Here is a 26,421-nt window from a genome sequence, read left to right as displayed (position 1 = left end):
TAATCAAACACTCGAAAGTAAAATCTTATATATTTGGTGTATGAGTCATCCAAAGAGCAACGGTAAGTAACACAATTGCGATGCTTAAAATAGAGAAATAGCGGTAAAAGTGTGTCATTCCTAAAAGAGGCTTGCCATTGACAAATATTCCCAATTGAATCGCCGTTATCATGAGAGATGCAATAATTGCGAAGAGAAAAAGAAGCGGTAGAAACCAATAAAGGTTTTCATACATAAAACCATATGCCAATAAACTCACAACTGCAAAACCGACAACAAAATGCTGGGCCACAACCGAAGAGGAAACACGCTGCTCTTTTTTATGCACGCGGGCAATTTTAAAATACAACAAGGCGAAAAAAAGCGCAAGATAAAACAACATGAAAAGTCCCCGGAAAAATTTCGGGGATTGTATCGTAGAAAAAATTAATTATATGTAAGAATTATATTAATTATAACCATTAAAGCCCTATTTTGCGTAAAGCCAATGAACACATTGTAAGGCCGAATGTCCCCGTTACCCCGACGAAACTCCCCTTTTCTTTGATGCGCGGAAGTTCAGAGCTGCAAATACAGCTAAAATCGCCTTTGAATTTGCGTTTACGCAGTTCATTACGGAGCTTCGAGGCAAAAGGATCCCCTTCGGTTTTCCAGAGGGAACGTACTTCAACTTTGGTCGGGTCGAGCCGTTTGGCCGATCCGACGGCAGAGATGAGTTTGGGATAGCATTTTTGAATGAGGGCAATTTTTGCCCTCATATCGTCGATGGCATCTAGAATCAGGTCATACGGTTCAAAATCAAACGATTCAACCCATTCCGGGGTGATCTTATCTGAAAGAGCGATAACTTCAGGATAGTGGGTTTTCAGCGCTTCGACTTTGAGTTCCCCGTCATGCGTTTCGGAGTGCATTTGGCGGTTTTGGTTACTGAGATCGTATCGGTCAAAATCGACGATAGTGATATCGTGTACACCGCTGCGATAGAGGCAGTCCAAACAAAAACTCCCTACTCCGCCCACACCAAGCAGAAGGATTTTCGCATTTTGGAGTTTTTCGAATGCATCTTCGCCGAAAACCAGTTTCGTACGGACATGCCTCACAGCCACTCCTGCAATTTTTTCATCGATTCGTACGCACTCATATCGAGCTGAACGGGAGTAACAGAGACCATTCCCTGCGAAATCGCTTCAAAATCGCATATGCCCATCCCGTGATCACGTGCTTTAAACTCCAGAGGGTGGAGCCCGAGCCAGTAATATTCCATCCCTCTGGGATTGCGGTGAAGATGAGCATCATTGGCATAATAACGGTATCCGGCATACGTTACGGCAAAATTAAGTTCATCAATGTCATGGGGGATATTGACATTTAAAAACTCCCGCTCGTTCAACGGAAATTCGCCCGCAAAAATCTTCTCGACCAGATGACGGATCGCTTTCTTAGCCAGTGCAAAATCGCCCATCGGCTGGGTGAAATCCATTACTTGAGAGATTGCAATCGAAGGAACTCCCTGCAATACCCCCTCCATCGCCGCTGCAGCCGTACCGGAGTAGGTAATATCTTCGCCCATATTGGAACCTTTGTTGATTCCGCTGATGACCAGATCGGGTTTACTGTCTTCAAAAAGTGAGTGAAGTGCGAGATAAACACAGTCGCTCGGCGTACCGTCATCGAGTTTATAGAAATCATCCCCGACACTGATAAAACTAAGCGGCCGTGTGAGAGTCAGCGAATGCCCGCATGCCGATTTTTCCGTTGATGGGGCAACAACCGTAATCTGTCCTAATCCCTCCAGTGCTTCGATCAAGGCTAAAAGCCCGGGAGATTCGTATCCGTCATCATTACTGATCAGGATTTTTTTCATTTATGATTCCTTTTTGAGGGTTTTTCAGGGACAAAGATAAAGCAGTTCAAATCACCTCGACGCTCGTATGCTAACACATATCCATGCTCTTTTAAAATCGCATCAACGATATAAAGCCCCAATCCGAAGCTGTCTTTGGTCGGGTGATCTTTTGTAAAGGGTTCGATGTAATAACTAAGCGGTTTTTTAAGCGGATTACCGGCGTTTAGAAAGAGAATCTCCCCACCCGCTACCGATATTTCCATGTGTTTATCCGGTGAATATTTAATCGCATTATCGATCAAATTTTTCACTGCCGTTACAAAAAGACGGTAATCAACTTCCAGTTTGATAGCAGAATCTATATCGCACGTCACCGATTCATAATCAACCATTGCCAAATCGACGGCACCGTCGATAATATCCACCAAACGGTACTCTTTTTTTTCTAAATGCTGATTTCCGGAACTGATCTCTTCAATCAGGGCAAATTCACCGATAAGCGATTCTAAACGCTCAAAAATTCCCTCAAATCGACTTTGCTGTTTTTCATCGGTGAGCATTGTCGCAACGATTCTCCCTTTGGCAATCGGTGTTTTAAGTTCATGCATAATATTGCGCAAAAAGAGGTTCCGCGATTCAATCAACGATCGGATTTTCTTTTGGGTCGTATCAAGTTCATTCGCGATCAAAGCGATTTCATCACTTCCGTTAATTCGGAATCGCACCCCCATGTCCCCTTCACCAAATCTGGCAATTTGACGGCGAAGACGGCGCAGCGGACTGAGACGGTGGATAATAAGGGCAAAGGAGGTCAAAAGTATCGTTAGCAATGTCCCATACGCCGACAGTAGATTGATCGGATTATACGCTTGAATACTATGGTCTTCGAGCAATACCGTATGGTGGGAAGATTCTGCCCAAAAATAAATCTTACCCCGATATTCGATCATTGAAATAAGAATGGGCTGTATCGTCGGATGGACGTATGAAAACTCGAGAGAACTCATCTCCTGATCCGTTGTTCCGTCACTTTTAAGAATCTTCCCTTGACGAATAATCGCATCGTACTCTTTTTTCGCCGTAATATCATCCAAATCATACAATGCCAGATTGGCTTCAAGCATCGGTTCCGATATCTGTTTGAGAAGATAGGTATGGTAGATTTGACTGATCAGAGAGTGTTTTGTAAATATATTATCTATGTGCTTGGCGCGGTTGGTCTGATAGAGCTGATAGAACGTATAGCTGACACTTGCCACCGTCACCACGAGGGCAAACACGACGGTAGCGATAACGGCATTATTTTTGATCATTTACTTTAATAACTTATAGCCGATGCCACGAATCGATTCAATGAGCGCTTTGTCTCCAAGTTTGTTACGGATACGTCCCATCATTACGTCAATGCTTTTATTCGACGAATCTTCATTTATGGCACTGACGTTATGAATCAAATCTTCTCGAGAGACGACCATCCCCTGCTTTTTAATCATATGTGCGAGGATACCGTACTCGGCATTTGTCAATTCAATCGGACGCCCTTTGTAGCTGATCTGCATTGCAGACTCATTGAGCTTGAAATCGCATGCAATCTCGGAAGCCGCAGTCGAAGCCGCATCGTATCGACGTAATACGGAATGGATACGTGCTTCAAGTTCTCTCGGATCATACGGTTTCGGGAGATAATCATCGGCTCCCAATTCTAATGCATTGATCTTATCGGACACATCCGAACGTGCCGAAGAGATGATAATCGGAATATTTTGGCGTGCACGAATCGCTTCACACACCTCCAACCCATCCATTCCCGGCAACGTCAAGTCCAAAATAACCGCATCAAACTGTTCAAGTTTAAGGATACTGAGCGCCTTAAACGGATCGTCTTCAGTGGTCACCGCAAAATCATACTGCTCTAAAAATTCAGTCAGAATCTCGGCGAGCTCGAGATCGTCTTCTATCATTAATATTTTACTCATAGACGAATTGTAACTCAGGGACGGTTAATAAGCGCTAACTCAACCACAATGTCAAATGATAGGCGATAAATGCCAGAGAATAGGCCACAATAGTTGTAAAAAAGAACAAATAGCCGAAGTATTTGATCCCCCCTGCCTCACGAGTAAAGACAACCGAGGCTGCCAGACACGGTAGATAGGTCATGATGACAACGATAAACGCTACCGCCGATGCAAAAGGAATATGATCATGGATCGCCCCGACAAGCGAGTTATCCGCTTCCGTCGCATCGCTTCCTAACGAGTACAGTACTCCCAATGTCGACACCACTACCTCTTTTGCCGCTAATCCTGTCTGCAAAGCAACTGCCATTTTCCAGTCAAATCCGAGCGGAATAAACATCGGCTCGATTGTATGACCGATACGTCCTAAGAAACTTTGTTCCAGTTGGGCTTCGGCAAGCTGGTTTTTGAGACTTTTCACTTCGTCTTTTGAAACTGCTGCTTCGATTTTTTGGGTATATTGGGTATCCAAAAGGGTATTTTTCGGATACGCACTGAGAAACCATACAAGCATTGACGCTGCGGCAATAAACGTCCCCGCTTTTTTCAGGTACATCATCGTTTTTGTCACAACCGTATGCCAGATTAGTTTCACTGAGGGGAGACGGTATTTTGGCATTTCCATTACGAAGGGTTCATCTATCCCTTTGAATGCCGTTATCTTCAACACTTTTGCCGCAACCAATCCGATCATGGCTCCGAGAATATAAATGCCGAACAAGGCGTTCCCTGCCATTTGTGGAGAAAAAAATGCCCCCGTAAACAATACATATACCGGCAATCGTGCACCGCAGCTCATAAAACCGATGACAAACAAGGTCAATAAACGGTCTCGGTCATTTTTAAGAATCCGTGCCGACATGTAGGCAGGAATAGAACACCCAAATCCTGATACTAGGGGGATAAAAGACTGACCGTGAAGCCCGAATTTATGGAAAAAACCGTCCAATAAAAACGCAACACGGGACATATATCCTGTCGCTTCGAGCAAAGCAATTCCTACAAACAATATAACGATATTGGGAACAAACAATACGACCGCACCCACACCGGAAATAACTCCGTCCACAATGAGAGAGCGTACTTCATCATTACCGATAGTGGAGCCTACAACTACCCCGAACCATGTAAAAAATGCGCTGATCCAATCCATCGGTATGCTTCCGATCTCAAACGTGAGCTGAAACAATCCCCACATAAAAAACAGAAAAATCGGTATCCCGAAGATTGGATGGATGAGAACAGAATCGATCTTTTCCGTTGTTGTTTTTTTCTCTTCCGATTTCAGTTTTACTTTGACCGATTCTTTGATCACCCCACGATTAAACGCCAGATACTCTTCGGCAAAAATCTCTTTGATATCATCGCTGTCGTGATGCAGCGCAATATGATGATCCGCTTCGATCAGCATCGGTTGAAGTTCTGTCCAGATAGGATTAGCATGGAGAACACGGTAGGTTTTTTTCTCTTGTTGGAGTAAATTGATCGCAATATTGCGATTGCTGATGGTTGCTTTGAATTTATGTCGGTTAAGATATTCGGTGATTAATCCTATTTCCTCTTCAACGGCTTCGCTAAAGACAAGTTTTTGTTCTTGATACGAAACTTCATGAACGCCGATTACGGCTCTCATCAGCTCATCAAGACCGATTTTTGCGGCGGCGGAAACACGCACACACGGAATCCCCAACAGTTGGGTCAAATAGGGAGCGTTTATCTCGATCCCCTCACGATCTGCCTCGTCACTCATATTGAGCGCTAGTACCATTTTTTTGCTCATTGTCATCAACTCGGCTGTAAGCTGCAGGTTTTTCTCCAGATTCGTCGAGTCCACAACATTGATGATCAAATCGTACTGCTCATTTATCAGAAATTCATGTGTCACACGCTCTTCGATCGAATAATCGGTAAACGCATACGTACCGGGTAAATCGACAACACGGAAGTCATATCCCTCGTATTCGAATACCACTTCCGTTTTCTCTACCGTCACCCCGGTAAAATTTCCCACATGCAAGCGTGCATTGCTGATCGAATTGATAAGCATACTTTTGCCCACATTCGGTTGACCGACGAGGGCAACTTTGATTTTTTTATCGGACATTGGTGACCTCGATCAACTCGGCTTCTTCTTTGCGTAATGCCAAACTCATATTTCCGACTTTAATTTCATACGTACTATTGGTTAAGGCGCATTCGAGCATTTTAACCTCGGCACCCTTCATCAGTCCGAATGAAATCAAACGCTGTTTGAGAGGACCCGTAGCATTAATCTTTGCAACGGTTGCAATCCCCCCTTTGGCACATGCGCTAAGTAACGTCATGGTATTCATACTCATCCTTTTTTAAAAGCTATAGTTCATACGAAGCAAAAAGCGGTTATATCCGCCGTTCGTTCCGAGTTCGCTGAAATTTTTATTTTTATCTTTAATCATCGCATAACTCATATCCGCACTTATGGCATCATTAAAGGTATACGCAACAACAGCATCATATTCTGAAACTCTAGCATCTAATCCTTGGGATTTCCCTTTGAAATTACCGTACAATACAGCCAATTTCAGTCCATCTATCCCTATTTCGCTCATATCAAGCTCCGTATTAAGCTGATACGCTCTGGCATCTTCCAACCCATCGATAGTTGTCTCTTCCATCGAAGTGTAATACGGTCCTCCGCCGAATCCGTTAGTGATTGCTTTCCCAGGATCGTTAAATGTTTTGTTATAGGTTGCACTCATGGCAACCATTCCGACATTCAGTGTTGCTCCGATACCATAAACATTCCCCTCTATACCGCTGTTATTTTCTTCCGAAAAATGACCGAACTGTCCTGCAAGCTCAATTCCCGCCGATTCATTGAGAGGAATACTATATCCCGCATCGGTATAAAATACATTCGTAAAACGATCAACTTTGTAATACCAACCCTGCAGTGCCAGGTTTTCAATACTTTCATTCATGGCACCTACCATAGCTGCGCCCTTACTGTCTGCACCGTCAAGTTTTTTGAATTTTGATATATTGTTGCCCGAATCATATCCGGCAAAACGGTTGATATACCCCCCGACAAGTGTTGTATCTTCGAACACCTTGTACGATGCTATCGCCGCTTCGAATGTATTTGGCTGCATACGGATATCATCCGTATCGGCAAACGGAGTATTGATTTGCTGACGTCCGATACGTAAAGTAAATTCATCTGAACTATAGTCAAGATACGCTTCGCCCAAATAGAGATATGATTTTGTACCCTCGGCGAATAAGTCGCCGTTTGCTTTTTCGTTATTGCCCGTTGCAAATGGAAGCTTTTGACTCAAATATGCTGAAAGGCCGGCTTTAACTCCATTCCAAGATACCGTTTCGTATTTCAACATCCCGCCGAGTGATGTCCCGTACGTATCTGCACCCAGCGCATTATCTTGATCCGCATACGCTGCACGAAATTGTCCGGTGAGTGTTCCCTCATTTAATACATCTTCAATAGTTGAAGCATTTAGAGCTGCAGCAGTAGCCAAACTCATTATGATTGTTTTTTTCATACACAGTCCCTAATATCTTAGTCTCACTATATATATGTCAAACCAAGCAATTAAAGAATGATAATAGTTATCAACTTATATACTCCTTAATAATGATAACCTTTTTCAATTAGCTCTATTGAGCCCTGCTTCGCTATAATTGTAAGGAAAATAATACACTAATAGGACTTTTATGCAATTTCTATGGCGATCAACGAGTCATTTTAACCTTGCCAACCTCATTACGATGGCCAACATCACCTGCGGACTACTGGCTACCTACTTTATTACACAGAATCAATTTATAGTTGCTGTTGTTCTAGCATGGATGGGAGGAGCATTTGATATTTTCGACGGTAAAGTCGCACGAAAATACGGCTTATCCAATGAGTTCGGCGTTCAACTAGACTCATTCGCCGATTTTCTGAGCTTCGTCCTCGTCCCTACCTTCTTTATCTTTCAGGGAGTCTATTCTCATCTCACCGGACTGCCTCTCATCATCACCTCTATCGCCTCGATCTATTACGTCATCAGCGGTCTGCGCCGTTTGATCCAGTTTAATATTAACACCGATGCAGGAGAAGTGGCAAAACATTTTACGGGAGTCCCGACGCCGCTTGGAGCGATTTTACTGTGGATTGTTTGGCTTGGATCGGGATTTATCGGATGGGTCGGAGTACTTGCCCTGATGATCATCATCGGAGCATTGCTCAATTCAAAGGTGAAAATTCCGCATTTATAAGAGCGTTTCTTCCTCATCTGTATCCGTAAGAGAGGACGGAAGCAATTTCTTCGGTTTTAGCCCCAGCTTACGCATTGCTTCAACGCGGCGAATAAGACTTCCTTTGCCTGATAGTTTAGTCATTGCACTCTCATAGCTTTTTTGGGTTCGTCCGATCTGTTCACCGATTTTTTCCATGTCATCTACAAATCCTACCAATTTATCGTACAACGCTTCTGCCGATTCGGCAATCGCTTTGGCGTTACGTTCCTGATATTCGCTTCGCCAAATATGCTCGATAGTGCGTAGCGTCACGAGAAGGGTTGAAGGGGAGACGACAACGATGTTTTGTTCATACGCCGTTTTAAAGAAGGTATTATCCTGTTCCAGTGCGAGGAGAAATGCCCCCTCAATCGGCATAAACAGCAGAACAAAATCCAATGTCCGTACACCACTGAGCTGTTCGTACCGTTTGCCGCTAAGCCCTTTGATATGGCTGTGGATAGAGAGAAGATGCTGTTTGAGTGCATGGGAACGGTCTTCATCATTTTCAGCACGGATAAACGCATCATAGGCAACCAGAGAGACTTTCGAATCGATAATGATGTCTTTGTTTTGCGGAAGATGGACGATAACATCGGGACGGAACTTTTTCCCTTCTTCATCGCTGAGGGTGCTTTGGATGTCGTACTCATGCCCCTCACGAAGCCCCGATTCTTCCAAAATCCGCTCCAGCACAATTTCACCCCAGTTACCCTGGGTTTTATTCTCTCCCTTAAGAGCTTGGGTGAGATTGATCGCATCTTGGCTGAGCCGTTCGTTGAGGGTTTTGAGACGGAGAATTTCGTCTTTGATGCTTTGGCGCTCTTTCGCATCATGGATAAACTGCTCTTTACTCTGCGTTGCAAACTGTGCAATCTGTTCTCGGAAAGGTTTAAGGAGGAGATCCAGCCCTTTGGTATGGGCTTCATCAAACGTTTTGGCTTTTTGTTCGAAAATCTGTGCTGCCAGCTGCTCAAACTGAACTTTCATCTGGACTTTTGCTTCATCAAGAAGTCGGATTTTTTCCTCAAAAGAGCGGGATGATTCTTCATGACGGGTATGAAGAACCGCGTAATCGCGCTCGAGTGCATGATACTCTTTTTGGGCTGTGTCGAGTTCAGTTTGGATTTTTGATCTAAGTGCCTGTTCTTGAGCATACACCTCTTGGAGTTGCAGGGCACGTGCTTCAAGCAATGCATACTCTTGGCGGGATTGATTCCACAGCCAAGCTAATGTTCCGGCGGCTACAAAGCCGATAAGTGTCGTAATTTCATATATCATAAGAACGATTATAGCCCATAGGAGCTAAGAGAAAAAAAAGTTGGCAAAATGCCCTATTTTTTCTCTCCCAATGCCGTTCCCAAATAACCCAGTGAACCGACGGCACCGGCAAGGCTTTGCTGCCAATCCGCGGGCATGAATACTACTTTTGAGTTTGCAGATTCACTCAGATTTTTGACGCTGTCGATATAACGCTGAGCAAGGAGATAGTGGGGAGATGCTTCTCCCCCTGCAAATCCCTGTGCGACGACGACCATCGATTTACGATCCCCTTCGGCGAGTTCTACTTTAGCCTGAGCTTCGAGTTTTGCCGCTTCGAGTCTCCCCTCTGCCTGCAGAATAACCGACTGTTTTTGCCCCTCGGCCTGAGCTATTGCGGCTCGTCTTTGACCGTCCGCGATAAGAATTGCCGCTTCACGCTCGCGATCTGCTGCCGCTTGACGCTCCATCGCTTCCTGAAGATTTTGGCTAGGGCGAATATCCTGTACTTCCAGATTACCCAGTGTCAGTCCCCAACCGGTGAGCGAATCACGGATCTTGCCGGCGACTTCCGCTTTGATCACATCACGCTGTGAAAGCGATTCGTTAAGTGTCATCCCCCCGATCACCGCACGCAGCGTCGTCATGGTCATATTCGCAACGGCACTCTCAAAATTACTGATAGAGTACGACGCTTTTCCCGGATCGGTTACGCGATAAAAAACAACCGCACTGATAATTACCACTGCGTTGTCTTTGGTAATAACCTCCTGCTCACGAGTTTGCTGTATCAGCTCTTTAGTTATGATCCGATACGCAACGATATCGACAATAGGGATCAGCAGATGGAGTCCCGGCAAAAGTGTCGTATGATATTTACCCAACCGTTCTATAACCCATTCTTCCCCTTGCGGAACAATCCGTACCATTTGAGAGAGGGTATACACCACCGCAGCAACTAAGACTAATGAAAAAACGATACTTGAATCCATCTACATTCCTTTTAAACTTTTTCTACAATCAGCGTATTGCCGCGAAGTTGAACAATACGGATCTCTGCGTTGGCATCAATGTCCTCATTCGTAGAGAGTGCCGGCCACTCTCTCGCACTTACCACCGGTTCGTACAATTCGACTTGCCCCTCATAATGTGAGGACAAAGAGGTTAAGGCAATCCCTCTGATCCCGACAAACTCATTATGGGTACCTACCGCATCGCGTTCATCATCACCGATATGCCGTTTCTTAAAAACAACGGCACCGATAATCATAAACACAGATGCAATAACTAACTGACCAAAAAGGGAGATGGGGAGAAAAAAGGCGACGGCAGCAGCGGCCAAAAAACCGATCCCCGCAAACAGAGCGAAAAATGTCGGCAACATCATCTCGACAACAAAAGCGAGGACACCCAGTATTAGCCATATATAATAAGACATAATCGCAACCTTGAATTTCTTTGAAACTATAGAGTACTTCGTTCACACTTATTACAACCTGATTAAGAAAAATAAGTTATATTCCATTATCATTCAAGGATGAAAATATCACCGAACGCACCCTGTCCCTGCCATAGCGGCGAAAAGTACAAAAAATGCTGCCAACCCTATCACAAAGGGATACTCCCTTCCAATGCCCAAAAGCTGATGCGCTCGCGCTACAGTGCCTTTGCCCTCGAACTGAGCAACTATATCATGGCGACTACCCATCCAAACAACCCCGATTACACGGAGAATAAAGAGATTTGGAACAAACATATTTTGGAGTTTTCTCAAACTACCCGATTTTTAGGATTGAAAATAAGTGAATTTATCGACGGAGAAAATGAAGCGTTTGTAACCTTTGAAGCGAAACTCGACAGCGGTATTCTCAAAGAGAAAAGCCGCTTTTTAAAAGTTGAGGGAAAATGGCTCTACGTAGATGGTGAGTTTTTATAGCGCAGTTATCTGCGCAAGGGCTTCCTGCCGAAGGAAACACAGCGTTAGCGTAGTTTTGGGGATTTTATTCCCGAAACGTTTTACATAATTATTTAAGCGGATCACCGTTAATGACAAGACGGAAACCGATGTCATTTGAGGCAAAATCGGGACGTGAATAACCCCGAAACGAACTGCGCAGGCACAAATACCCTGTTTTATAACTTCCACCGCGGCGAACTTTAAACGATTCACCCTCAGCTCCTCCAATGCGGGGGCTGCCGTCGCTCGGAGCGCCGGAATAGTTGGCAAAGAAATCATCCTCGCACCATTCCCACACATTCCCCAAAAGCCCGTGAACCCCTAAACGGTTTGGGGTCTTACTGTCCACAACCGCTGTTTTTCCATTGGAACTGTATTCATAAATCGCATAATCATCGAGCAATGCTTCCGAATCACCGAACGTAAATCGGGTATTGCCGCCCGCTTTGGCGACATATTCCCACTGCGCTTCAGTCGGTAACGCATAAAATCGCGTTTTCCCCTCATATCGGTTGAGCAATTCTACAAATGCTTTGGCGTCAAACCAGCTCACCTGCTCAACAGGATGGCGGCGCGAGCTCTCTTCTTCGACTTTATCATTTTTGAAATACGACGGATTGACGCGTGTAAGCTTAAAATACTGCTCCTGTGTTACAGGATATTTAGAAATCCAAAACCCTTTGAGTTTGACAGGATGGGCAGGCGATTCCACATCGCCCCCTTCATTGTATTGCGGATTGCGTCCCATCGTAAACTCCCCACCGTCAATATAAAGAAACTCCATCCCAATCGTGTTGGTAAAATCTCTGGGGGTCTCGATCACCGTTTCAACTGCAGGAGTCTCTTCGGTTTGCTTTTTAAAAAAATCGAACAAAATGAACCTTTTAAAATATGTTTATTATACTGTTAAAATGCACAGAGCAAAAACCGTTCACAATTTTAAAATTTCCCTTGCTTGACATCCTGCTTCGCTATAGTTTATAATGTCAGCACAAATATTATGACCTGTCAATGACATCTCACCTAGTTCTCGCCGATTAAATCCACACACTTTAAGGCATTCCACGCATGAGCGATACCGCAAAAACTCCTCGAAACAACTCGAAAAACCGTACACATATCCCTGTTGATGGGTTCACGATCGAAGCATTACGTACTAAAAAGCTTGAAGATCTTCTTGAAATTGCTACTTCATTAAGCATTGAAGACCCGAATGAGCTCAAACGTCAAGATTTGATTTTTGAAATCCTCAAAACCCAAGTACAGCAAGGGGGATTTATCCTCTTTACCGGTATTTTGGAAATTATGCAGGACGGTTACGGCTTTTTACGTGCTGTGGATCAGGGGTTCAGCGATTCATTGCATGATGCGTATGTTTCCAGTACCCAAATCCGCCGTTTTGCTCTGCGTAACGGGGATATCGTTACCGGTCAGGTACGTGCACCGAAAGACCAAGAGCGCTATTACGCTCTTCTTAAAGTCGAAGCGATCAACTATCTCCCTCCGGAAGAGTCTAAAAAGCGCCCTCTTTTCGAAAATCTCACCCCTCTTTATGCCCTTGAGCAACTCAAACTCGAATACCAGCCGACCAAATTAACCGGACGGATGATGGATCTTTTCTCTCCGATCGGTAAAGGACAGCGCGGTCTTATCGTCGCCCCTCCACGTTCGGGGAAAACGGAGCTGATGAAAGAGATCGCCCACGGTGTAACCAACAATCATCCCGAAGTAGAACTGATGGTTCTCCTGGTCGACGAACGCCCCGAAGAGGTCACCGACATGGAACGCTCCGTCAAAGGGGAAGTGTACAGTTCAACCTTCGACGAACCGGCAAAAAATCACGTTAAAGTGGCCGAAATGGTCATCGAACGTGCTAAACGACGCGTTGAGCTCGGTAAAGACGTCGTTATCCTCCTCGACTCGATCACGCGTCTGGCACGTGCGTACAATACTGTTACACCGAGCTCAGGAAAAGTCCTCTCGGGTGGGGTGGATGCCAACGCATTGCATAAACCTAAACGTTTCTTCGGTGCGGCGCGTAACATCGAAAACGGCGGAAGTTTGACCATCATTGCAACGGCTCTTGTCGACACAGGAAGCCGTATGGATGAAGTTATTTTTGAAGAGTTCAAAGGAACCGGTAACTCCGAAATCGTACTCAGCCGTAAAATCTCCGATCGCCGTATTTTCCCGGCGATCGATATCCTCAAATCAGGAACCCGCAAAGAGGAACTCCTTCTCGGGCCGGATGTCTTGCAAAAAGTATTCGTTCTTCGTTCTATGCTGCATAAACAAGAAGACGAAGTCGAAGCGTTACGCTTCCTCTACAACACAATGCTCAAAAGCAAGTCCAATATCGAATTTCTTGACAGCATGAACGAGTCGACCAAATAAGATGAGAGTCGGGGTCTTTGACAGCGGTGTTGGAGGGCTGAGCGTCGTAAAGTCGCTGTTAGAGCATAAACTCTTCGAAGAGATCATCTACTTCGGCGATACTGCCCGAGTCCCGTATGGGGTCAAAGATCAAAATACAATCATCCGCTACTCCCTCGAAGCCCTTGAGTTTTTCAAAAACTTTGAAATCGATTTGCTTATCACCGCCTGTAATACCGTCAGTGCCTATGCTCTCGATGAAATGAGAGAGCAAAGTGATTGTGATGTGATCGGTGTGGTCGACCCCGGAGTTTTAGCACTTAAAAATGCTATTCCCAGTACCGATGCAAATATCCTTATTCTCGGTACAAAAGCAACCGTCAAATCTGGGGCCTATGAAAAAAAATTGAGCGATTTGGGATACCAAAACCTCAGTGCCATAGCCACTTCATTATTGGTTCCTATTGTCGAAGAGGGACTTTATGAGGGAGAAGTACTCCAAAGTGCTTTGCACCATTATTTCGGTTCATTGGAAAAAACTCCCGATGCGATCATTCTGGGATGTACCCATTTTCCCTTGGTAGCAGAGGCAATTAATGGATATTTTGACGGGAAAAGCACCCTGATCCACTCCGGTGAAGCGATTGTCGAATATTTGGAGAGCCATTACGATTTTACGAAGCGATTTGAGGAGACGACCCTAAAGTTTTTCGCTTCCGAAAATCCCGAAGGTCTTAGACGCGTTGCCAAAGAGTGGTTGTCACTGTAATCTAAAATTTATCGTATCCGCGGTAAACTCACCTTACTCAAAATCAAAGAGGTCTCAATTGGGCACATCCGAAGTCTTAGCGTTAAAATATCGTCCTCGACGTTTCGAAGAGCTTATCGGACAGGAAAGTATTTCCCAAACTCTATCTCTTGCCCTTGATTCAGGAAGACTCTCTCATGCGTACCTTTTCTCAGGACTTCGCGGCTCAGGTAAAACCTCTACCGCACGGATTTTTGCCAAATCGCTCATCTGTGAAAACGGACCGACTTCCGCTCCGTGCGATGTGTGCAGCCATTGTGTTATGGCGAACGAAGGGCGTCATATCGACATTATCGAAATGGACGCCGCATCCAGCCGTAAGATCGACGATATCCGCGACCTGATCGAACATACCAAATATCGCCCCGCCAGCGCTAAAGTAAAGATTTTTATCATCGACGAAGTCCACATGCTCACCAAAGAGGCGCACAATGCCCTCCTAAAAACCCTCGAAGAGCCGCCTGAATACGTCAAATTCATTCTTGCGACTACTGATCCGCTCAAACTTCCGCCGACGATCTTGAGCCGAACCCAGCATTTTCGTTTTAAACGGATCAGCCATCCGAATATCGTCCACCACCTGAGCCATATCCTCCATCTGGAAAATATCGATTACCAGCCTGAAGCCCTCGATATTTTGGCCCGCAGCGGATCGGGAAGTCTTCGTGACACGCTCACATTGATGGATCAGGCAATCATCTATTCCAAAGGTTTCGTAGACGTTAAAACCGTTGCCGATATGCTGGGGCTTCTCGATCCTGATTATATCAGCCGCCTTTTTAATGCTATTTTTGCCAAAGATCGCGGAACTCTTATCTCGATGCTCCAAGAACTCGAAGCGTATGAATCCGAAATGGTAGTCGATGAACTGATTGCCTACCTCAAAGAGCGCCTCTATGAAGGGGATCACCGTTTCAGCCCCCTCGTGATCGAGCGTTTTTTCCGTATCCTCAGCGATGCCAAAACCCTTTTTGCGATCAATGCCGACGGCGGCTTCGTCGTGAGCCTCGTGCTGTTTAAAATGATCGAAGCGCTCAAGATCAAAGAGATCGATGAGATGATCGAGTCCCTCGAATCACGTGTCTCTCACGCTCCGATCCATGCTGCACCTGTAACACCAAATGAAACGCCTACGGTACACGTCACACCGACTCCCCCTGCTGCAAAATCGCAGTTTGAACAACTGTGTGAACGAATCAGTGACCGCAGTGATGAATTGGGAGAGTGTTTCAAAAATAACGTCACGTTTCTCTCGTATGAAAACAATACCCTTACATGGGAGAGCTGTGCGGAAGACGGAGACAAAGAACTTCTCAAAAACAGCTTCGGCATTATTCGCCAGTTTGTTCGGGAAATTTACGGGATTGATACCCAAATTAAATCCCAGGGGTGTACCAAAACGGTAGAAGAGCCTACTCCCACGCTAGAGCAGACGGTAGAAACAGTGATGGATGAACCTCTGAGTGAAGAGATTCCCGATGAACCCACTTCTATGATTGAAGAGAGCGAGATCGGAGTCGGAAGCTGTGTCAGCCAATGCGATGAGAGCAGTGTCAAAGAGTTTGACGGGAGTGATGTCCTGAAAGAGCCGATGATCAAAAAAGCGGCCGAACTCTTCGAAGCGACCAAAATCACGGTGCAATCGAAAGTCTGAGTTTTATCTCTCCTTCCGTTTCCAGACGGACATCTGTGACAGGGTATATTGATACTTTCGCGGAGTCTCCCGAATAACAAATGGAACATCTTCCACATTCACTAAATCAAAATTCTCATTTAAAGTTTCTTTGAGTCCTTCCAACGTGCTCACTTCGTTTCCTTCGGGATCGTAATAACCCCCGATCCAAAACTCTTTTTTCGTATACTCTTCCAACCAGGTATAGGGCGATGTCAGAACCAGAAATCCATTATCATTGATACGGGTATGGATCGTTTTCAAAAACAGCTGCGGTTCATACAAACGATCGATAAGATTTGTAGCCATGACCAGATCGTATTCAGCTAAGAGCGGCATCAGATCACACGCGTCTCCTTGAAAAAACTCCACTTTTTCTCTTACATCATCGAGGCCAAGAGACTTTAGACAAACCTCTTTGCATTGCTTTATGGCACCTTCACTGTACAGAGCATAAGAAATACATCCGTCACTTTGAATATCTTTGGCAATGTTTATAAACGCTTGCGAGTAATCAACGCCGTTGACATATTCAAATACTTTTGCCAGTTCAAACGAAGCACGTCCCGTAGCACATCCTAAATCGAGAGCGCGTCTTTGAGGGATCGCAGCGGAGTAAGAAATCGCTTTTTGGGCACACACTTTTGCGAAATTGTCGATATCTAAATATTCGTCTCCATATTGAAACTCACAATATTGAGACACCAATGCATCCGTTTCATAGATATTTTCTTTTTTGTTTTCCATATATGCTCCTTGTTTGTTTTCTTTAGCTTTTAAGCAACGGGAGTTTGTTCAACAGGTTTTCGCAATATTCCCATTGTTCGAGTATCTCTTTCCACTCATATGGAATCGCATCCACCCCTTTATACGCACCGAGCACCATTCCGATCGCAATGCTCCGCGAAGCGTTATCGCCGCCGACCATTGCATTTGCCTGTAGCGCTTTTTTCAGTCCATCCTCCTGATCGGCATATTTTAAAATAAAATAGACTGCGCCCGGAAGTGTCCCCTCCGTTGGGCTGGCTTTACCCACTTTGATCGGTTCGGAACGTCCGATATCCCACAACCGCGCCATGCTCGTCAATGCCAGATCATCGGCGAACTGCTCTTTCGAAAGTGCTGCTTCCGGATTCGTCGCTTCACGGAATTTTGCAATGGCCTGTGCGACTTTGGTCTCAAAAAATCCCCCCATCTGTACCGCAACCGCTTCGATAGCATCGGTAGGCTTTTCCCCTTGGATCACCCGATGGGTAACACGGGCAAAAAATTCCCCACCTCCGAGAGCATGGAGGTCTTTATGGGTAAACATCGTTTTGCGTGCAACGTCGGCGAGTTCCTCTTCGCTCTCATAATAGCCATGAGCCGCAATATGACGAATCGCCATCGCATTGGAAATACCGCCGAGCGCTCCGACGCTTATCCCCCGTTTTACTTGTCCATACGTCTCTTTGGTCATGGTGCATATCCATGAACCCCATCCGTTTTCGAGCCGATTCATCCAATGGGGAATCATCGCCGCTACGTCAAACGCTCTTGGGGGTTCGGATATCGCCGCCAGATGTTCCAGTACCAAAATATTATAATCACCGTAATCGGTGGTTCCTCCGGCGCTTTTTCCCGGATGGTAGTTACGCTCACCCCAACCGATACCGTGTGTCTGTCCCCCCATCATCTCACCGGGCGACATGTACTTTTCGATCGGCTTTCTCCCGTAGGCTTCATATATTTTGTGTGCATCATACTCATAATGACTTCCGAGACACAATGCGTCTCCGACAATGGCACCGAAAAATGCCCCTTTTATTGCTTCTTTTTTGGATCGGGTATTCATGATTGCAGCCTAATTTTTGATTGATTGTAGCCACCAAAATTTTAATTTTGCCTAGATATTTTGTGTCTATTTTTCTTCTTTGACTTCTTTAAGGCTAAAATGATGGGAATGCGCCCCCTATTTGACGTACTATGGGTGCAAACATGATGGTTTCCTTGCTATTAAGTTTTTTTTCAGGTATAATTTCTCCATTGAAAGATGATTTAGAGTTTCATCTTTGGCTTGATTTTTATTGATGACTTCCGTTAGCAGTACGACCCGCCCTTAGAATACTCCACTTTATACTTCGACCACTTCAGCAATGGAGTGTATTACAACCCAAAGGAATTGCTATGGCAAATCAAGTTAACGGAACAGTCAAATGGTTCAACAGTGAAAAAGGTTTTGGATTTATCCAACAAGACAACGGCGGTAAAGATGTATTCGTACATTTCCGTCAAATTAACAGCACTGGCTATGGCCGTGTAAGTCTTGAAGAAGGACAAAAAGTAACTTTCACTATCGGTGAAGGCGAAAAAGGTCCTCAAGCAGAAAACGTTAGCGTTATCTAATTTCACTGACGGGCGATTTTTTTGCCCGTCACCTCTCCTATCGTTCTACAAAGGCACCATCAGGTGTTTTTCCGAACCGATCTAAAGGAACCCCTATGGAAAGCAGAGAAGCCGTTTTAGAAGCATTAAAAGAAGGCAAAAAGCTAACCAGCAATGTCACCGGGTTACAATATACCCTTATCGGTGGACAATTGCATGCCCGTAACAGTGAAAAAACTGACTGGCACGAAAGTGAACTTAGTTTCGACAATCCTCCCTCATGGCTAAACCTTCGCGCTTAAGCGAAGGTTTGCTATGTCCCCCATACGATTCCGCTACCAAACCATCGAATTTCCAAACTCCGAAATACATGTTCGAACGCTACGAGACACCCAACAATATTTTGATACCGACAATATGGCTGAAAAACTAGGGATATCCTCCGCATCATGGCCGATGTTTGGCGTAATCTGGGATTCGAGTAAAATTCTCGCCCATCTCATGAGCGATTTTGATATCGCAGGCAAACGGATATTAGAAGTCGGATGCGGTATAGGGCTTGCAAGTCTCGTCCTCAATCACCGATCTGCCAATATCTCAGCAACCGATTATCATCCTGAAGCAGAACGTTTTATGGATGAAAACGTCCGAATCAACAAAGACAGACTTATTCCCTTTACCCGCGCAGGATGGGAAGATCTCGAAAGTACTTTGGGCGAATTCGATCTCATAATCGGAAGCGATCTGCTGTATGAGAGAGATCATGTTGATCTTTTGGCTGGATTTATTAATCGTCACTCCAAACATACGTGTGAAGTTATCATTGTCGATCCCGGTCGTGGAAATCATTCTAATTTCAGTAAAAAAATGGTGAGTCTCGACTTTGCACACACACAAAGCAAACCAATCCATACCGACTATCTCACCCTCCCCTTTAAAGGGCAGCTCTTGCGTTACACCCGCTAAAAATATTTTTTTAACACCCATAAAACGATTCTATGTTACCCTTGTGTACTTTTTATTTACGAGGTCATTATGTTCTTGCACAAACAAATCGATACCATCGAATCAACTGCCCAAAAAGCGGGTAAAGGGGTAGCGATGAAAATGCTTCTCTCACCCGAGGAGTCACCCAACTTTGCAATGCGCAATTTTACGATCGAAGCCGGCGGTCATATGCCGCTGCATACCAATACGGTCGAACATGAGCAATATGTCCTCAGCGGACGTGCAAAAGTCATTATTGGAGATCAAACGATTGAAGCGGGTGCGGGAGATGTGTTGCTGATCCCTGCTGGAGTACCCCATAGCTATGAGACTTTGGGAGATGAAACCTATAGCTTTTTATGTCTCGTACCCAAGGGAACGGATGTTATTGAAGTATTGGCGTGTTAAAAAAGAATTAAAGATCGATCGCAGCAATCGATTCAAACACCCCATCCGGGGTAATTCCCCGATGCATATCTTCGGGGCTGAATTTTCCCGTTTGAACCAAAATTGCCCTCAACCCCGCTTCCTGAGCCCCTAAAACATCGCTTTCAATATCATCCCCGATCATCAGTGTTTCATGAGGTTCCACCCCCATTGCCGAACATGCGAGACGATAAAAATCACGGCTCGGCTTTCCGACGATACGGGCCTCTTTGCCGCTGGCATATTCAAGTGCCGCCACAAATCCCCCCGCATCCATACTGAGTTCACCGTCACTGTCTTTGAAATAGCGATTTTTAGCCGCAGCAAGCAGTTCCCCTCCGTTTTTCAATACTCTGAACGCACGGTTGAGATGCTCATAGGTAAAGTTCTCCTGCGCATCCCCTACCACGACATAACGGCAAGGTTCCGTCGGTAAGTCCTCAAAAAAACGAGTCGCATTGTCGGTGAGGAGATAACATGCACCGCACTCTTCTTGTTCGAGGAGCAGGCGTGTCACATCCAGAGCCGTCATCACCTCATCGGAGGAGATGTCAAATCCCATATTCCGGAGTGTTTCCACCACCTGTGCACCTGTTTTTTGGGTTGCATTGGTCAGAAAGCGGATGGGATAGCGCTGTTTGATTCGGGATATTGCTTCAATCGCTCCGGCTATCGGTGTCTCCCCTTCATAGAGGACACCGCCGATATCGCATAATACGGCTTTGATAGGAAAAGGTACCATTTGCACTCCTTTTTCAAGGTCTGATACTGTGTAACAATGCTATTTAGTTGTTTGTACCGCGAATAACACGTTTTACATCATTAACACCGTCATCCACACCGCTGTTAAATTCTTTAGCGGTACATCCGCCCAACATTAAAATAGCCAATACCGATAATACTACTATACGCGTCATAAACTCTCCTACAATTTATATTTAATTATGAAATTATATCGCGTTTAGCATTCACACTCTGTTTAAAACCTCAGCTTTTGCGGAATCCGAACAGTTCCAGCGAACTTTTGGTCGCACGGGCGATAATACTCTGCTCCGGTCGAAACATTGCATCCGAAATCACTTTTACCGCTGTGGTGATGCCTTCGAAATCATGATTCGGGTAACTGCTTTGGAGGACGATCCGATCCATACTCAAACTGCTTAAGGCATCACTATCAAACGCTCTTATATTCTCAGCGCCGAGTGCAAGATAAAAATTTGCCAATGCGTTATGCTCGCGTGTAGCGTTGAGAATAATCCCTTTGCCCTCACCCAATGCATAGACAATCGCATCATTGAGACGGGATTCATCGATCACGACCGGTTTGCCCGAAGACGGAAGCAGTGCACTGTCTTCATCGCACAGGATCGAAAATGCGACGCAGTTTTCGTCGGCTTCGTGCTGCAAGTGTAACGGTACAGAGTAAAAGATACTCCCGTATTCGCCGGCAATCTCTTTTGCAGATGTAATTTCAGCCGTGTTAGAGGGATGAAGAATAAACATCTGCACCATTGTATCTTCCATAATCTCATCCAGATTATCAAAAAAATCCTCGTCGGCGTGATGCAGATTGACGTCGATCGTCATGGTTCCCCTTTGGAATAATGTTGCCAAAGGTATGCAAATCCGATTCTATGCGAAACTTTTGCTCAGAGACCGTTTATACGAAACCAGCGAGAATCTTCTAACGCTCTTTGCGTGGAGATAATAGCGATGATAGATCCAATACGAACAAAACGCTCCGATGGCACTGCCGATCGCGACATCACTGAGATAATGCTGCAAAAGGATGATTCGGCTCAGAACGATCAGTAATGCCAAAGCGATAAAGAGCGGCTTGTATTTCGGGTTTAAAAGGGCGAGAGCGATAAAAAAAGAGAATGCCGTAGCGCTGTGCCCTGATGGAAACGAGTAAAATGCACTTTCAAACTTAAACCCGCTAAAACCGTACTGCTGATTTTCAAAAAACAGTTCCGGACGCATCCGCCCCGCAATCACTTTGACGATATCGACGATCAAACCGCTGATGGCAACCGTACTGAAAATATAGAGATTCTTTCGGGCAAAGTGTTTATCGCTTTTGCGATAGATAAGATAAAACAAAAACGTTCCGAGAAGGGGATATTTGGAATCTCCAAACTGGGTGACGGCATGGAAAAAAGTGTTGGAGACATTGATACCCAAAGTATGGATATAAAGGGCAAGTGCCTGATCCACATACCAATAGGATAAAAATGCCGATGCGAAAAGCAAAAACATATAATTTGAGATCAGTGCTCTGTTCATGCTGACGCATCCTAGGTTAAAAAATTGCAAAAGTGTACAGAGTGATGATAACGATAAGGTAACGTTGGTACAATTCACCCATGAAAACACAGATCCTTTTTGACAACGACGGCGTCCTCGTCGATACCGAACACTGGTACTACACCGCCAGTGCCGAAGTCCTTAATACGATGGGATTCACCCTCACTCCCGAACGCTACCGCGACATTATGATCGCAGGAGAGAGCGCCTTTTTGATCGCGGAAGAAGCAGGTGTACCGATCAGTGAAACCGATAAATGGCGTGAACGCCGTAACGAGCTCTATCAGCACTACCTTCGCACCGAAGAGATCGCCATCCCCGGGGTGCGTGAAGTGCTCGCCGAGCTCTCTGTAAAATACCGTATGGGGATCGTCACCTCGGCGCTGCGATGCGATTTCGAACTTATCCATGCCGCGCGCGGAATAACCGACTACATGGATTTCGTCCTTTGCAGCGGCGAATATCCCCGTGCCAAGCCCTACCCCGATCCGTATCTCTTGGGATTGGAACGCTTAGGAGGGGAGAAAAGTGAGACGATTATCGTCGAGGATTCGGAACGGGGGCTGCGCTCCGCCGTGGATGCGGGGATCGAATGCGTCATCGTCCACAACCGCTTCACCGAAAACCACGATTTTAGCAAAGCGACCCATCGGATACAAACACTCGATGAGCTCATAACACTACTCAAATAAAAGGAAAACAGATGGACGGCAAAGAACGCAAAAATATCATGTCAGGCAAACGGGTGAGCATCGTCCTCAAAGAGGATCAAGGCACGGGAAGACTTACAGAGGGAATCGTCCGTGATATCCTCACCAAATCACCGAGCCATCCGCACGGGATTAAAGTACGACTCATGAGCGGGGAAGTGGGACGGGTCAAAGAGGTGTTTTAACCCTCTTTGAACGCTGTTTTTTTCTTTTTTCTTCCGATTTTCTTCCAAATATTCTCCAATCCTTTCACAAAACCGCAGCGATATCGCAGAAAATAGGACGTTTTTATGACCGCTATTTTCAAGCTATAGAAGTAGTATAAAGTATTGACCGAGAAAAAATTGTTGGACAAATTCCGTCAAGTTTCTTCACGATATTGAATCAAAGGAAAAAAAGTGGCATACACAAAACCGACTTACAAAGCTCAATATGAGAATTTCATTGGTGGAGAGTGGGTAGCTCCTATAAGCGGCGAGTATTTTGAGAATATTTCTCCTGTCGATGGTGAAGTTTTAACCAAAATTCCAAGATCAAATGAAGCCGATGTCGAACTGGCAATCCAAGCAGCAAACAAAGCATTCCAATCGTACAAACATACTTCCGTCGTTGAACGCAGTATTATGCTTAACAAAGTCGCAGACGCGATTGAAGCAAATCTGGAAGCCCTCGCGATTGCAGAGACTCTGGATAACGGTAAAACGATCCGTGAAACCCTCTATGCGGATGTTCCGTTAGTCGTAGACCATTTCCGATATTTCGCATCTGTCATCCGAGCCGAGTCCGGTACCGTTGCGGACATCGATGAAAATACAATCTCCCAAGAGATTTTTGAGCCGTACGGTGTTGTTGCCCAAATCATTCCGTGGAATTTCCCGTTATTAATGGCGGCATGGAAACTGGCTCCGGCATTGGCAGCGGGTAACTGTATCGTCATGAAACCGGCGTCTGCCACCCCTATGTCGATTTTGCTCTTGATGGAAGCGATCCAGGATGTTCTTCCAAAAGGGGTTATCAATATTATCAACGGTGCCGGCGGAAAAATCGGTAAATACATCTCAACCCATCCGGACGTTAAAAAAGTCGGCTTTACCGGTGAAACAACAACGGGTCAGTTGATCATGCAATACGCGACGGAAAATATCATCCCGACTACATTGGAATTGGGCGGCAAATCTCCGAATATCTTTTTTGAATCGATTATGGATGCCGATGATGAGTTCTTTGACAAAGCGATCGAAGGATTGATCCTCTTTGCCTTTAACTCCGGTGAAGTATGCACGTGTCCGTCCCGTGCCCTCATCCAAGAATCGATCTATGAGCCGTTTATGAAACGCGTTTTGGAACGGATGAAAGCGATCAAACTCGGCAATCCGCTCGATGTCGAGAACATGATGGGTGCACAATGTTCACTCAACCAAAAAGAGAAAATTCTCGAATACATCAACATCGGTAAAGAAGAAGGGGCGGAGTGTCTCATCGGCGGAGAAGTCTATGAATCAACAACCTACCCGAACGGATTTTATATCCAACCGACCGTCTTTAAAGGCCACAACAAAATGCGCATCTTCCAAGAAGAGATTTTCGGACCGGTTCTTGCCGTTACCACTTTCAAAGACGAAGAAGAAGCATTAGCAATCGCCAACGACACTATCTACGGATTGGGTTCAGGGGTATGGTCACGCGATGCCCACCAATTGCACAAAATCAGCCGAGGAATCGAAGCGGGCCGCGTATGGGTGAACTGCTACCATATGTACCCGTCACACGCATCGTTCGGAGGATACAAGAAATCAGGTCTCGGCCGTGAGACGCACATGATGATGCTAAACTCATACCGTCACACCAAAAATATCTTAACGTCGTACAACAAAAGTGCTATGGGATTTTTTTAATCGGTAGTTGAAAAGTTCGGGCGGGATCAAACCTGTTTTGATCCCGCACACAGAGTATTTTAGGAATTTCAAATGAACATAGAACGATTATCCCTCACCCCAAAAGCTGCAGAAATCATCGAAATACTCAAAAAACAAAACGGCGAATTAGTCTTTAACCAAAGCGGCGGATGCTGTGACGGAACGGCTCCCATGTGTTATGAAAAAAGCGATTTTTATGTCCCCAGCAGAAATGTAAAACTCGGGGAGATATGCGGATGCGAATTCTACATCGACAAAGACCAGTTCGAATATTTTCGCCATTCTCAGATCATTATCGATGTCAAAGAGGAAAAAAGTGCGTTTGGAAACTCGTTTTCGTTGGAGATCGATCTAGGGTATCAGTTTATCACGAGGTCGAGAATCTTTAGCGATGAAGAGTATGCGTATATCAAAGAACGGGATAGTGATCCTCGTTAATAGAACGAGTTAAAGAAGTATTTTTTACGAGCAAATATTTTTAATCGTCTCGTAAAGTTCCTGCGTTTTGACAATATACACTTTGGTTTGTTCTTTTGAAGGTGAAAAGAGAATCGGCATCGGATAACGTGATGCGATATAAAATCCGTTGAGTCGTGTCATCGTTTCGACATAATCATCAAACTTCAACACACTATCGACCTCAGCCAACAGCTCTACTAAATCATGTACCTTGGTAATCTTTTTATTCTCATAAGCCAATAATGCTTTGAGACATTTTTCAGACGCTTGCTGTAATGAAAATCCGATCTTATCGGTATAAAAATCGTTTCTGTCTAAAAGGATCGCTTCTTCTAAATCTTTGTGAGCGAAAGAGAGCCACTCTTTCGCCGCCGTTGCATTACCCATACATCACCTTGGCGTTATAGTAGAGGTCATTGAAGGCGGGATCATTGGTCGAGAGTTTCGCCGATAACGCTTCGGGGGTGACGTAGATAATATCAAGGGGAATACGAACATTTTGGCGATACAGTTCACGGCGAACCTGCACATCTTCATCACTGCAATGCTCCGTTACGACGAGAAAATCGAGATCGCTCTCGCTATTCATCCTCCCCGTCGCACCGCTGCCGAACAAAAGGAGTTTTTGGGGTTGCGCGATGCGAATGATCGTATCGCTGATTTTCATAATATCGTTTTCACTCATATGTCCTCCCTCTTTTGTTCATTTTGGTAAATTATAGCACAACCATTATTTTCTCAATTATCATCATACTTTAATCTATATTTTTCCGCAAATTTATCTGCTTCTTCTTTCGCAATGGGTGTTATTAAAATACAAGGTATATTTTCCTGAACACATCTTTTTTTCTTTTTATCATAATATTTACAAGAAACTTCAGTAAATTTTCCATCTACAAAAATCTTTTTTGGCCATGTGGGCATATTAAAATGAGAGATTTCACACATTATTTCTTCTTGTGTAATAGTTTGTCCTTCTTTAGGACATAACAAAGAAAACATCCAACCAAAAATACTTTTCAATAAGTCTATCATTA

General features: G+C 44.9%; 34 protein-coding genes. 13 read left to right on the top strand and 21 right to left on the bottom strand.

The annotated features are described in order from the left end of the window. Positions 1-25: 25 nt before the first annotated feature. From PHP90_RS00950 to PHP90_RS00915, 8 genes are all read right to left on the bottom strand, one after another. Complete coding sequence (locus PHP90_RS00950; protein WP_299923870.1) at positions 26-382, bottom strand: hypothetical protein; 357 nt, start codon at positions 380-382, stop codon at positions 26-28. 79 nt (positions 383-461) lie between these two features. Beyond that, complete coding sequence (locus tag PHP90_RS00945; protein ID WP_299923867.1) at positions 462-1,100, bottom strand: tRNA threonylcarbamoyladenosine dehydratase; 639 nt, start codon at positions 1,098-1,100, stop codon at positions 462-464. Then, the gene (surE, locus tag PHP90_RS00940) at positions 1,097-1,864 is read right to left on the bottom strand and encodes a 5'/3'-nucleotidase SurE (RefSeq protein ID WP_299923863.1); all 768 of its coding nucleotides are present in this window, start codon (positions 1,862-1,864) and stop codon (positions 1,097-1,099) included. The genes PHP90_RS00945 and surE overlap by 4 nt, the downstream gene beginning before the upstream one ends. Further along, positions 1,861-3,159, bottom strand: a complete 1,299-nt coding sequence (locus PHP90_RS00935; protein ID WP_299923860.1) for an ArsS family sensor histidine kinase — start codon at positions 3,157-3,159, stop codon at positions 1,861-1,863. Before PHP90_RS00935 ends, surE begins: the two co-directional genes overlap by 4 nt. Then, the gene (locus PHP90_RS00930; protein ID WP_299923857.1) at positions 3,160-3,822 is read right to left on the bottom strand and encodes a response regulator transcription factor; all 663 of its coding nucleotides are present in this window, start codon (positions 3,820-3,822) and stop codon (positions 3,160-3,162) included. A gap of 34 nt (positions 3,823-3,856) precedes the next feature. Further along, the gene (gene feoB / locus PHP90_RS00925) at positions 3,857-5,968 is read right to left on the bottom strand and encodes a ferrous iron transport protein B (RefSeq protein ID WP_299923854.1); all 2,112 of its coding nucleotides are present in this window, start codon (positions 5,966-5,968) and stop codon (positions 3,857-3,859) included. Then, a complete protein-coding gene (locus PHP90_RS00920) occupies positions 5,958-6,197 on the bottom strand; it encodes a FeoA family protein (RefSeq protein WP_299923851.1) in 240 nt (79 codons plus the stop codon). Before PHP90_RS00920 ends, feoB begins: the two co-directional genes overlap by 11 nt. A gap of 12 nt (positions 6,198-6,209) precedes the next feature. Continuing rightward, a complete protein-coding gene (locus tag PHP90_RS00915; RefSeq protein WP_299923848.1) occupies positions 6,210-7,403 on the bottom strand; it encodes an OprD family outer membrane porin in 1,194 nt (397 codons plus the stop codon). A gap of 172 nt (positions 7,404-7,575) precedes the next feature. Between PHP90_RS00915 and PHP90_RS00910 the strand changes: the two genes are divergently transcribed. After that, positions 7,576-8,124 carry a CDP-alcohol phosphatidyltransferase family protein gene (locus tag PHP90_RS00910; RefSeq protein WP_299923845.1) on the top strand — a complete coding sequence of 183 codons (549 nt, stop codon included), beginning with the start codon at positions 7,576-7,578 and terminating at the stop codon, positions 8,122-8,124. Here the strand turns inward: PHP90_RS00910 and rmuC are convergent. The 3 genes from rmuC to PHP90_RS00895 are packed head-to-tail and all read right to left on the bottom strand — an operon-like array spanning position 8,119 to position 10,843. Beyond that, complete coding sequence (gene rmuC, locus PHP90_RS00905; RefSeq protein WP_299923842.1) at positions 8,119-9,426, bottom strand: DNA recombination protein RmuC; 1,308 nt, start codon at positions 9,424-9,426, stop codon at positions 8,119-8,121. The two genes, PHP90_RS00910 and rmuC, sit on opposite strands and share 6 nt — an antisense overlap. 53 nt (positions 9,427-9,479) lie before the next feature. After that, positions 9,480-10,397 carry an SPFH domain-containing protein gene (locus tag PHP90_RS00900; RefSeq protein ID WP_299923839.1) on the bottom strand — a complete coding sequence of 306 codons (918 nt, stop codon included), beginning with the start codon at positions 10,395-10,397 and terminating at the stop codon, positions 9,480-9,482. An 11-nt stretch (positions 10,398-10,408) separates the two neighbouring features. After that, positions 10,409-10,843, bottom strand: a complete 435-nt coding sequence (locus tag PHP90_RS00895) for an NfeD family protein (protein ID WP_299923836.1) — start codon at positions 10,841-10,843, stop codon at positions 10,409-10,411. Positions 10,844-10,942: 99 nt separating this feature from the next. Between PHP90_RS00895 and PHP90_RS00890 the strand changes: the two genes are divergently transcribed. Then, positions 10,943-11,341, top strand: a complete 399-nt coding sequence (locus tag PHP90_RS00890; RefSeq protein ID WP_299923833.1) for a YchJ family metal-binding protein — start codon at positions 10,943-10,945, stop codon at positions 11,339-11,341. Positions 11,342-11,429: 88 nt separating this feature from the next. Here the strand turns inward: PHP90_RS00890 and PHP90_RS00885 are convergent, their stop codons facing one another. After that, entirely contained in the window at positions 11,430-12,236 is an 807-nt protein-coding gene (locus PHP90_RS00885) for a formylglycine-generating enzyme family protein (RefSeq protein WP_299923830.1), read from the bottom strand. 194 nt (positions 12,237-12,430) lie between these two features. On the opposite strand from PHP90_RS00885, the gene rho reads away from it, so the two are divergent. From rho to PHP90_RS00870, 3 genes are read left to right on the top strand one after another with little or no spacing between them, the layout of a single operon-like run. After that, positions 12,431-13,756 (top strand): transcription termination factor Rho, encoded by a 1,326-nt coding sequence (gene rho, locus PHP90_RS00880; protein WP_299923827.1) that lies wholly within the window; start codon positions 12,431-12,433, stop codon positions 13,754-13,756. 1 nt (position 13,757) lies between these two features. Next, positions 13,758-14,504, top strand: a complete 747-nt coding sequence (gene murI, locus PHP90_RS00875) for a glutamate racemase (protein ID WP_299923824.1) — start codon at positions 13,758-13,760, stop codon at positions 14,502-14,504. A 58-nt stretch (positions 14,505-14,562) separates the two neighbouring features. Continuing rightward, a complete protein-coding gene (locus tag PHP90_RS00870; protein ID WP_299923822.1) occupies positions 14,563-16,197 on the top strand; it encodes a DNA polymerase III subunit gamma/tau in 1,635 nt (544 codons plus the stop codon). 3 nt (positions 16,198-16,200) lie between these two features. Here the strand turns inward: PHP90_RS00870 and PHP90_RS00865 are convergent, their stop codons facing one another. Both PHP90_RS00865 and PHP90_RS00860 read right to left on the bottom strand, forming a co-directional pair. Further along, entirely contained in the window at positions 16,201-16,962 is a 762-nt protein-coding gene (locus tag PHP90_RS00865; protein ID WP_299923819.1) for a putative 4-mercaptohistidine N1-methyltransferase, read from the bottom strand. A 22-nt stretch (positions 16,963-16,984) separates the two neighbouring features. Next, positions 16,985-18,049 carry an ADP-ribosylglycohydrolase family protein gene (locus PHP90_RS00860; protein ID WP_299923816.1) on the bottom strand — a complete coding sequence of 355 codons (1,065 nt, stop codon included), beginning with the start codon at positions 18,047-18,049 and terminating at the stop codon, positions 16,985-16,987. 332 nt (positions 18,050-18,381) lie between these two features. Here PHP90_RS00860 and PHP90_RS00855 point away from each other — a divergent pair, with 332 nt between their 5' ends. The 4 genes from PHP90_RS00855 to PHP90_RS00840 all read left to right on the top strand — a co-directional run bounded on the left by PHP90_RS00855 (position 18,382) and on the right by PHP90_RS00840 (position 19,974). After that, the gene (locus tag PHP90_RS00855; RefSeq protein WP_299923813.1) at positions 18,382-18,600 is read left to right on the top strand and encodes a cold-shock protein; all 219 of its coding nucleotides are present in this window, start codon (positions 18,382-18,384) and stop codon (positions 18,598-18,600) included. A gap of 95 nt (positions 18,601-18,695) precedes the next feature. Further along, the gene (locus PHP90_RS00850; protein ID WP_299923810.1) at positions 18,696-18,881 is read left to right on the top strand and encodes a hypothetical protein; all 186 of its coding nucleotides are present in this window, start codon (positions 18,696-18,698) and stop codon (positions 18,879-18,881) included. 13 nt (positions 18,882-18,894) lie between these two features. Further along, positions 18,895-19,545 carry a methyltransferase domain-containing protein gene (locus PHP90_RS00845; protein WP_299923807.1) on the top strand — a complete coding sequence of 217 codons (651 nt, stop codon included), beginning with the start codon at positions 18,895-18,897 and terminating at the stop codon, positions 19,543-19,545. A gap of 69 nt (positions 19,546-19,614) precedes the next feature. After that, positions 19,615-19,974, top strand: a complete 360-nt coding sequence (locus tag PHP90_RS00840) for a cupin domain-containing protein (RefSeq protein WP_299923804.1) — start codon at positions 19,615-19,617, stop codon at positions 19,972-19,974. Between the two features lie 7 nt (positions 19,975-19,981). Here PHP90_RS00840 and PHP90_RS00835 read toward each other — a convergent pair whose 3' ends face one another. The 4 genes from PHP90_RS00835 to PHP90_RS00820 form a co-directional block, all read right to left on the bottom strand. Then, positions 19,982-20,734 (bottom strand): TIGR01458 family HAD-type hydrolase, encoded by a 753-nt coding sequence (locus PHP90_RS00835; RefSeq protein WP_299923801.1) that lies wholly within the window; start codon positions 20,732-20,734, stop codon positions 19,982-19,984. A 43-nt stretch (positions 20,735-20,777) separates the two neighbouring features. Continuing rightward, on the bottom strand, positions 20,778-20,909 hold the full coding sequence (locus PHP90_RS00830; protein ID WP_299923798.1) for a hypothetical protein: 132 nt from the start codon (positions 20,907-20,909) through the stop codon (positions 20,778-20,780). 70 nt (positions 20,910-20,979) lie between these two features. Further along, positions 20,980-21,579 carry a hypothetical protein gene (locus PHP90_RS00825; protein WP_299923796.1) on the bottom strand — a complete coding sequence of 200 codons (600 nt, stop codon included), beginning with the start codon at positions 21,577-21,579 and terminating at the stop codon, positions 20,980-20,982. 45 nt (positions 21,580-21,624) lie between these two features. After that, the gene (locus tag PHP90_RS00820) at positions 21,625-22,278 is read right to left on the bottom strand and encodes a phosphatase PAP2 family protein (RefSeq protein ID WP_299923794.1); all 654 of its coding nucleotides are present in this window, start codon (positions 22,276-22,278) and stop codon (positions 21,625-21,627) included. Between the two features lie 80 nt (positions 22,279-22,358). Here PHP90_RS00820 and PHP90_RS00815 point away from each other — a divergent pair, with 80 nt between their 5' ends. The 4 genes from PHP90_RS00815 to PHP90_RS00800 all read left to right on the top strand — a co-directional run bounded on the left by PHP90_RS00815 (position 22,359) and on the right by PHP90_RS00800 (position 25,363). Continuing rightward, on the top strand, positions 22,359-22,991 hold the full coding sequence (locus PHP90_RS00815) for an HAD family phosphatase (protein ID WP_299923792.1): 633 nt from the start codon (positions 22,359-22,361) through the stop codon (positions 22,989-22,991). A gap of 11 nt (positions 22,992-23,002) precedes the next feature. Further along, positions 23,003-23,194, top strand: a complete 192-nt coding sequence (locus PHP90_RS00810; protein ID WP_299923790.1) for a YwbE family protein — start codon at positions 23,003-23,005, stop codon at positions 23,192-23,194. A gap of 213 nt (positions 23,195-23,407) precedes the next feature. Continuing rightward, a complete protein-coding gene (locus PHP90_RS00805) occupies positions 23,408-24,904 on the top strand; it encodes an aldehyde dehydrogenase family protein (RefSeq protein ID WP_299923788.1) in 1,497 nt (498 codons plus the stop codon). Between the two features lie 72 nt (positions 24,905-24,976). Next, on the top strand, positions 24,977-25,363 hold the full coding sequence (locus tag PHP90_RS00800) for a DUF779 domain-containing protein (protein WP_299923786.1): 387 nt from the start codon (positions 24,977-24,979) through the stop codon (positions 25,361-25,363). A 24-nt stretch (positions 25,364-25,387) separates the two neighbouring features. Here PHP90_RS00800 and PHP90_RS00795 read toward each other — a convergent pair whose 3' ends face one another. The 3 genes from PHP90_RS00795 to PHP90_RS00785 are packed head-to-tail and all read right to left on the bottom strand — an operon-like array spanning position 25,388 to position 26,419. Beyond that, complete coding sequence (locus PHP90_RS00795) at positions 25,388-25,771, bottom strand: HEPN domain-containing protein (RefSeq protein WP_299923784.1); 384 nt, start codon at positions 25,769-25,771, stop codon at positions 25,388-25,390. Continuing rightward, complete coding sequence (locus tag PHP90_RS00790) at positions 25,764-26,069, bottom strand: nucleotidyltransferase domain-containing protein (RefSeq protein ID WP_299923782.1); 306 nt, start codon at positions 26,067-26,069, stop codon at positions 25,764-25,766. Before PHP90_RS00790 ends, PHP90_RS00795 begins: the two co-directional genes overlap by 8 nt. A 53-nt stretch (positions 26,070-26,122) precedes the next feature. Continuing rightward, entirely contained in the window at positions 26,123-26,419 is a 297-nt protein-coding gene (locus tag PHP90_RS00785) for a hypothetical protein (RefSeq protein WP_299923779.1), read from the bottom strand. Between the last annotated feature and the right edge of the window lie 2 nt (positions 26,420-26,421).

Origin of the sequence: Sulfuricurvum sp. (assembly GCF_028712165.1) — a bacterium.
Classification (GTDB): domain Bacteria; phylum Campylobacterota; class Campylobacteria; order Campylobacterales; family Sulfurimonadaceae; genus Sulfuricurvum.
Note: the sequence above shows the minus strand (reverse complement) of the source record. Positions and strands in the feature narration are given on the sequence as shown.

What these genes read in the sequence shown, in the direction of transcription:
- PHP90_RS00950 (WP_299923870.1), bottom strand. Translation starts at nt 382, where the DNA reads ATGTTGTTTTATCTTGCGCTTTTTTTCGCCTTGTTGTATTTTAAAATT.
- surE (WP_299923863.1), bottom strand. Translation starts at nt 1,864, where the DNA reads ATGAAAAAAATCCTGATCAGTAATGATGACGGATACGAATCTCCCGGG.
- PHP90_RS00935 (WP_299923860.1), bottom strand. Translation starts at nt 3,159, where the DNA reads ATGATCAAAAATAATGCCGTTATCGCTACCGTCGTGTTTGCCCTCGTG.
- PHP90_RS00930 (WP_299923857.1), bottom strand. Translation starts at nt 3,822, where the DNA reads ATGAGTAAAATATTAATGATAGAAGACGATCTCGAGCTCGCCGAGATT.
- feoB (WP_299923854.1), bottom strand. Translation starts at nt 5,968, where the DNA reads ATGTCCGATAAAAAAATCAAAGTTGCCCTCGTCGGTCAACCGAATGTG.
- PHP90_RS00920 (WP_299923851.1), bottom strand. Translation starts at nt 6,197, where the DNA reads ATGAATACCATGACGTTACTTAGCGCATGTGCCAAAGGGGGGATTGCA.
- PHP90_RS00915 (WP_299923848.1), bottom strand. Translation starts at nt 7,403, where the DNA reads ATGAAAAAAACAATCATAATGAGTTTGGCTACTGCTGCAGCTCTAAAT.
- PHP90_RS00910 (WP_299923845.1), top strand. Translation starts at nt 7,576, where the DNA reads ATGCAATTTCTATGGCGATCAACGAGTCATTTTAACCTTGCCAACCTC.
- rmuC (WP_299923842.1), bottom strand. Translation starts at nt 9,426, where the DNA reads ATGATATATGAAATTACGACACTTATCGGCTTTGTAGCCGCCGGAACA.
- PHP90_RS00900 (WP_299923839.1), bottom strand. Translation starts at nt 10,397, where the DNA reads ATGGATTCAAGTATCGTTTTTTCATTAGTCTTAGTTGCTGCGGTGGTG.
- PHP90_RS00895 (WP_299923836.1), bottom strand. Translation starts at nt 10,843, where the DNA reads ATGTCTTATTATATATGGCTAATACTGGGTGTCCTCGCTTTTGTTGTC.
- PHP90_RS00890 (WP_299923833.1), top strand. Translation starts at nt 10,943, where the DNA reads ATGAAAATATCACCGAACGCACCCTGTCCCTGCCATAGCGGCGAAAAG.
- rho (WP_299923827.1), top strand. Translation starts at nt 12,431, where the DNA reads ATGAGCGATACCGCAAAAACTCCTCGAAACAACTCGAAAAACCGTACA.
- murI (WP_299923824.1), top strand. Translation starts at nt 13,758, where the DNA reads ATGAGAGTCGGGGTCTTTGACAGCGGTGTTGGAGGGCTGAGCGTCGTA.
- PHP90_RS00865 (WP_299923819.1), bottom strand. Translation starts at nt 16,962, where the DNA reads ATGGAAAACAAAAAAGAAAATATCTATGAAACGGATGCATTGGTGTCT.
- PHP90_RS00860 (WP_299923816.1), bottom strand. Translation starts at nt 18,049, where the DNA reads ATGAATACCCGATCCAAAAAAGAAGCAATAAAAGGGGCATTTTTCGGT.
- PHP90_RS00855 (WP_299923813.1), top strand. Translation starts at nt 18,382, where the DNA reads ATGGCAAATCAAGTTAACGGAACAGTCAAATGGTTCAACAGTGAAAAA.
- PHP90_RS00850 (WP_299923810.1), top strand. Translation starts at nt 18,696, where the DNA reads ATGGAAAGCAGAGAAGCCGTTTTAGAAGCATTAAAAGAAGGCAAAAAG.
- PHP90_RS00845 (WP_299923807.1), top strand. Translation starts at nt 18,895, where the DNA reads ATGTCCCCCATACGATTCCGCTACCAAACCATCGAATTTCCAAACTCC.
- PHP90_RS00840 (WP_299923804.1), top strand. Translation starts at nt 19,615, where the DNA reads ATGTTCTTGCACAAACAAATCGATACCATCGAATCAACTGCCCAAAAA.
- PHP90_RS00835 (WP_299923801.1), bottom strand. Translation starts at nt 20,734, where the DNA reads ATGGTACCTTTTCCTATCAAAGCCGTATTATGCGATATCGGCGGTGTC.
- PHP90_RS00830 (WP_299923798.1), bottom strand. Translation starts at nt 20,909, where the DNA reads ATGACGCGTATAGTAGTATTATCGGTATTGGCTATTTTAATGTTGGGC.
- PHP90_RS00825 (WP_299923796.1), bottom strand. Translation starts at nt 21,579, where the DNA reads ATGACGATCGACGTCAATCTGCATCACGCCGACGAGGATTTTTTTGAT.
- PHP90_RS00820 (WP_299923794.1), bottom strand. Translation starts at nt 22,278, where the DNA reads ATGAACAGAGCACTGATCTCAAATTATATGTTTTTGCTTTTCGCATCG.
- PHP90_RS00815 (WP_299923792.1), top strand. Translation starts at nt 22,359, where the DNA reads ATGAAAACACAGATCCTTTTTGACAACGACGGCGTCCTCGTCGATACC.
- PHP90_RS00810 (WP_299923790.1), top strand. Translation starts at nt 23,003, where the DNA reads ATGGACGGCAAAGAACGCAAAAATATCATGTCAGGCAAACGGGTGAGC.
- PHP90_RS00800 (WP_299923786.1), top strand. Translation starts at nt 24,977, where the DNA reads ATGAACATAGAACGATTATCCCTCACCCCAAAAGCTGCAGAAATCATC.
- PHP90_RS00795 (WP_299923784.1), bottom strand. Translation starts at nt 25,771, where the DNA reads ATGGGTAATGCAACGGCGGCGAAAGAGTGGCTCTCTTTCGCTCACAAA.
- PHP90_RS00790 (WP_299923782.1), bottom strand. Translation starts at nt 26,069, where the DNA reads ATGAGTGAAAACGATATTATGAAAATCAGCGATACGATCATTCGCATC.
- PHP90_RS00785 (WP_299923779.1), bottom strand. Translation starts at nt 26,419, where the DNA reads ATGATAGACTTATTGAAAAGTATTTTTGGTTGGATGTTTTCTTTGTTA.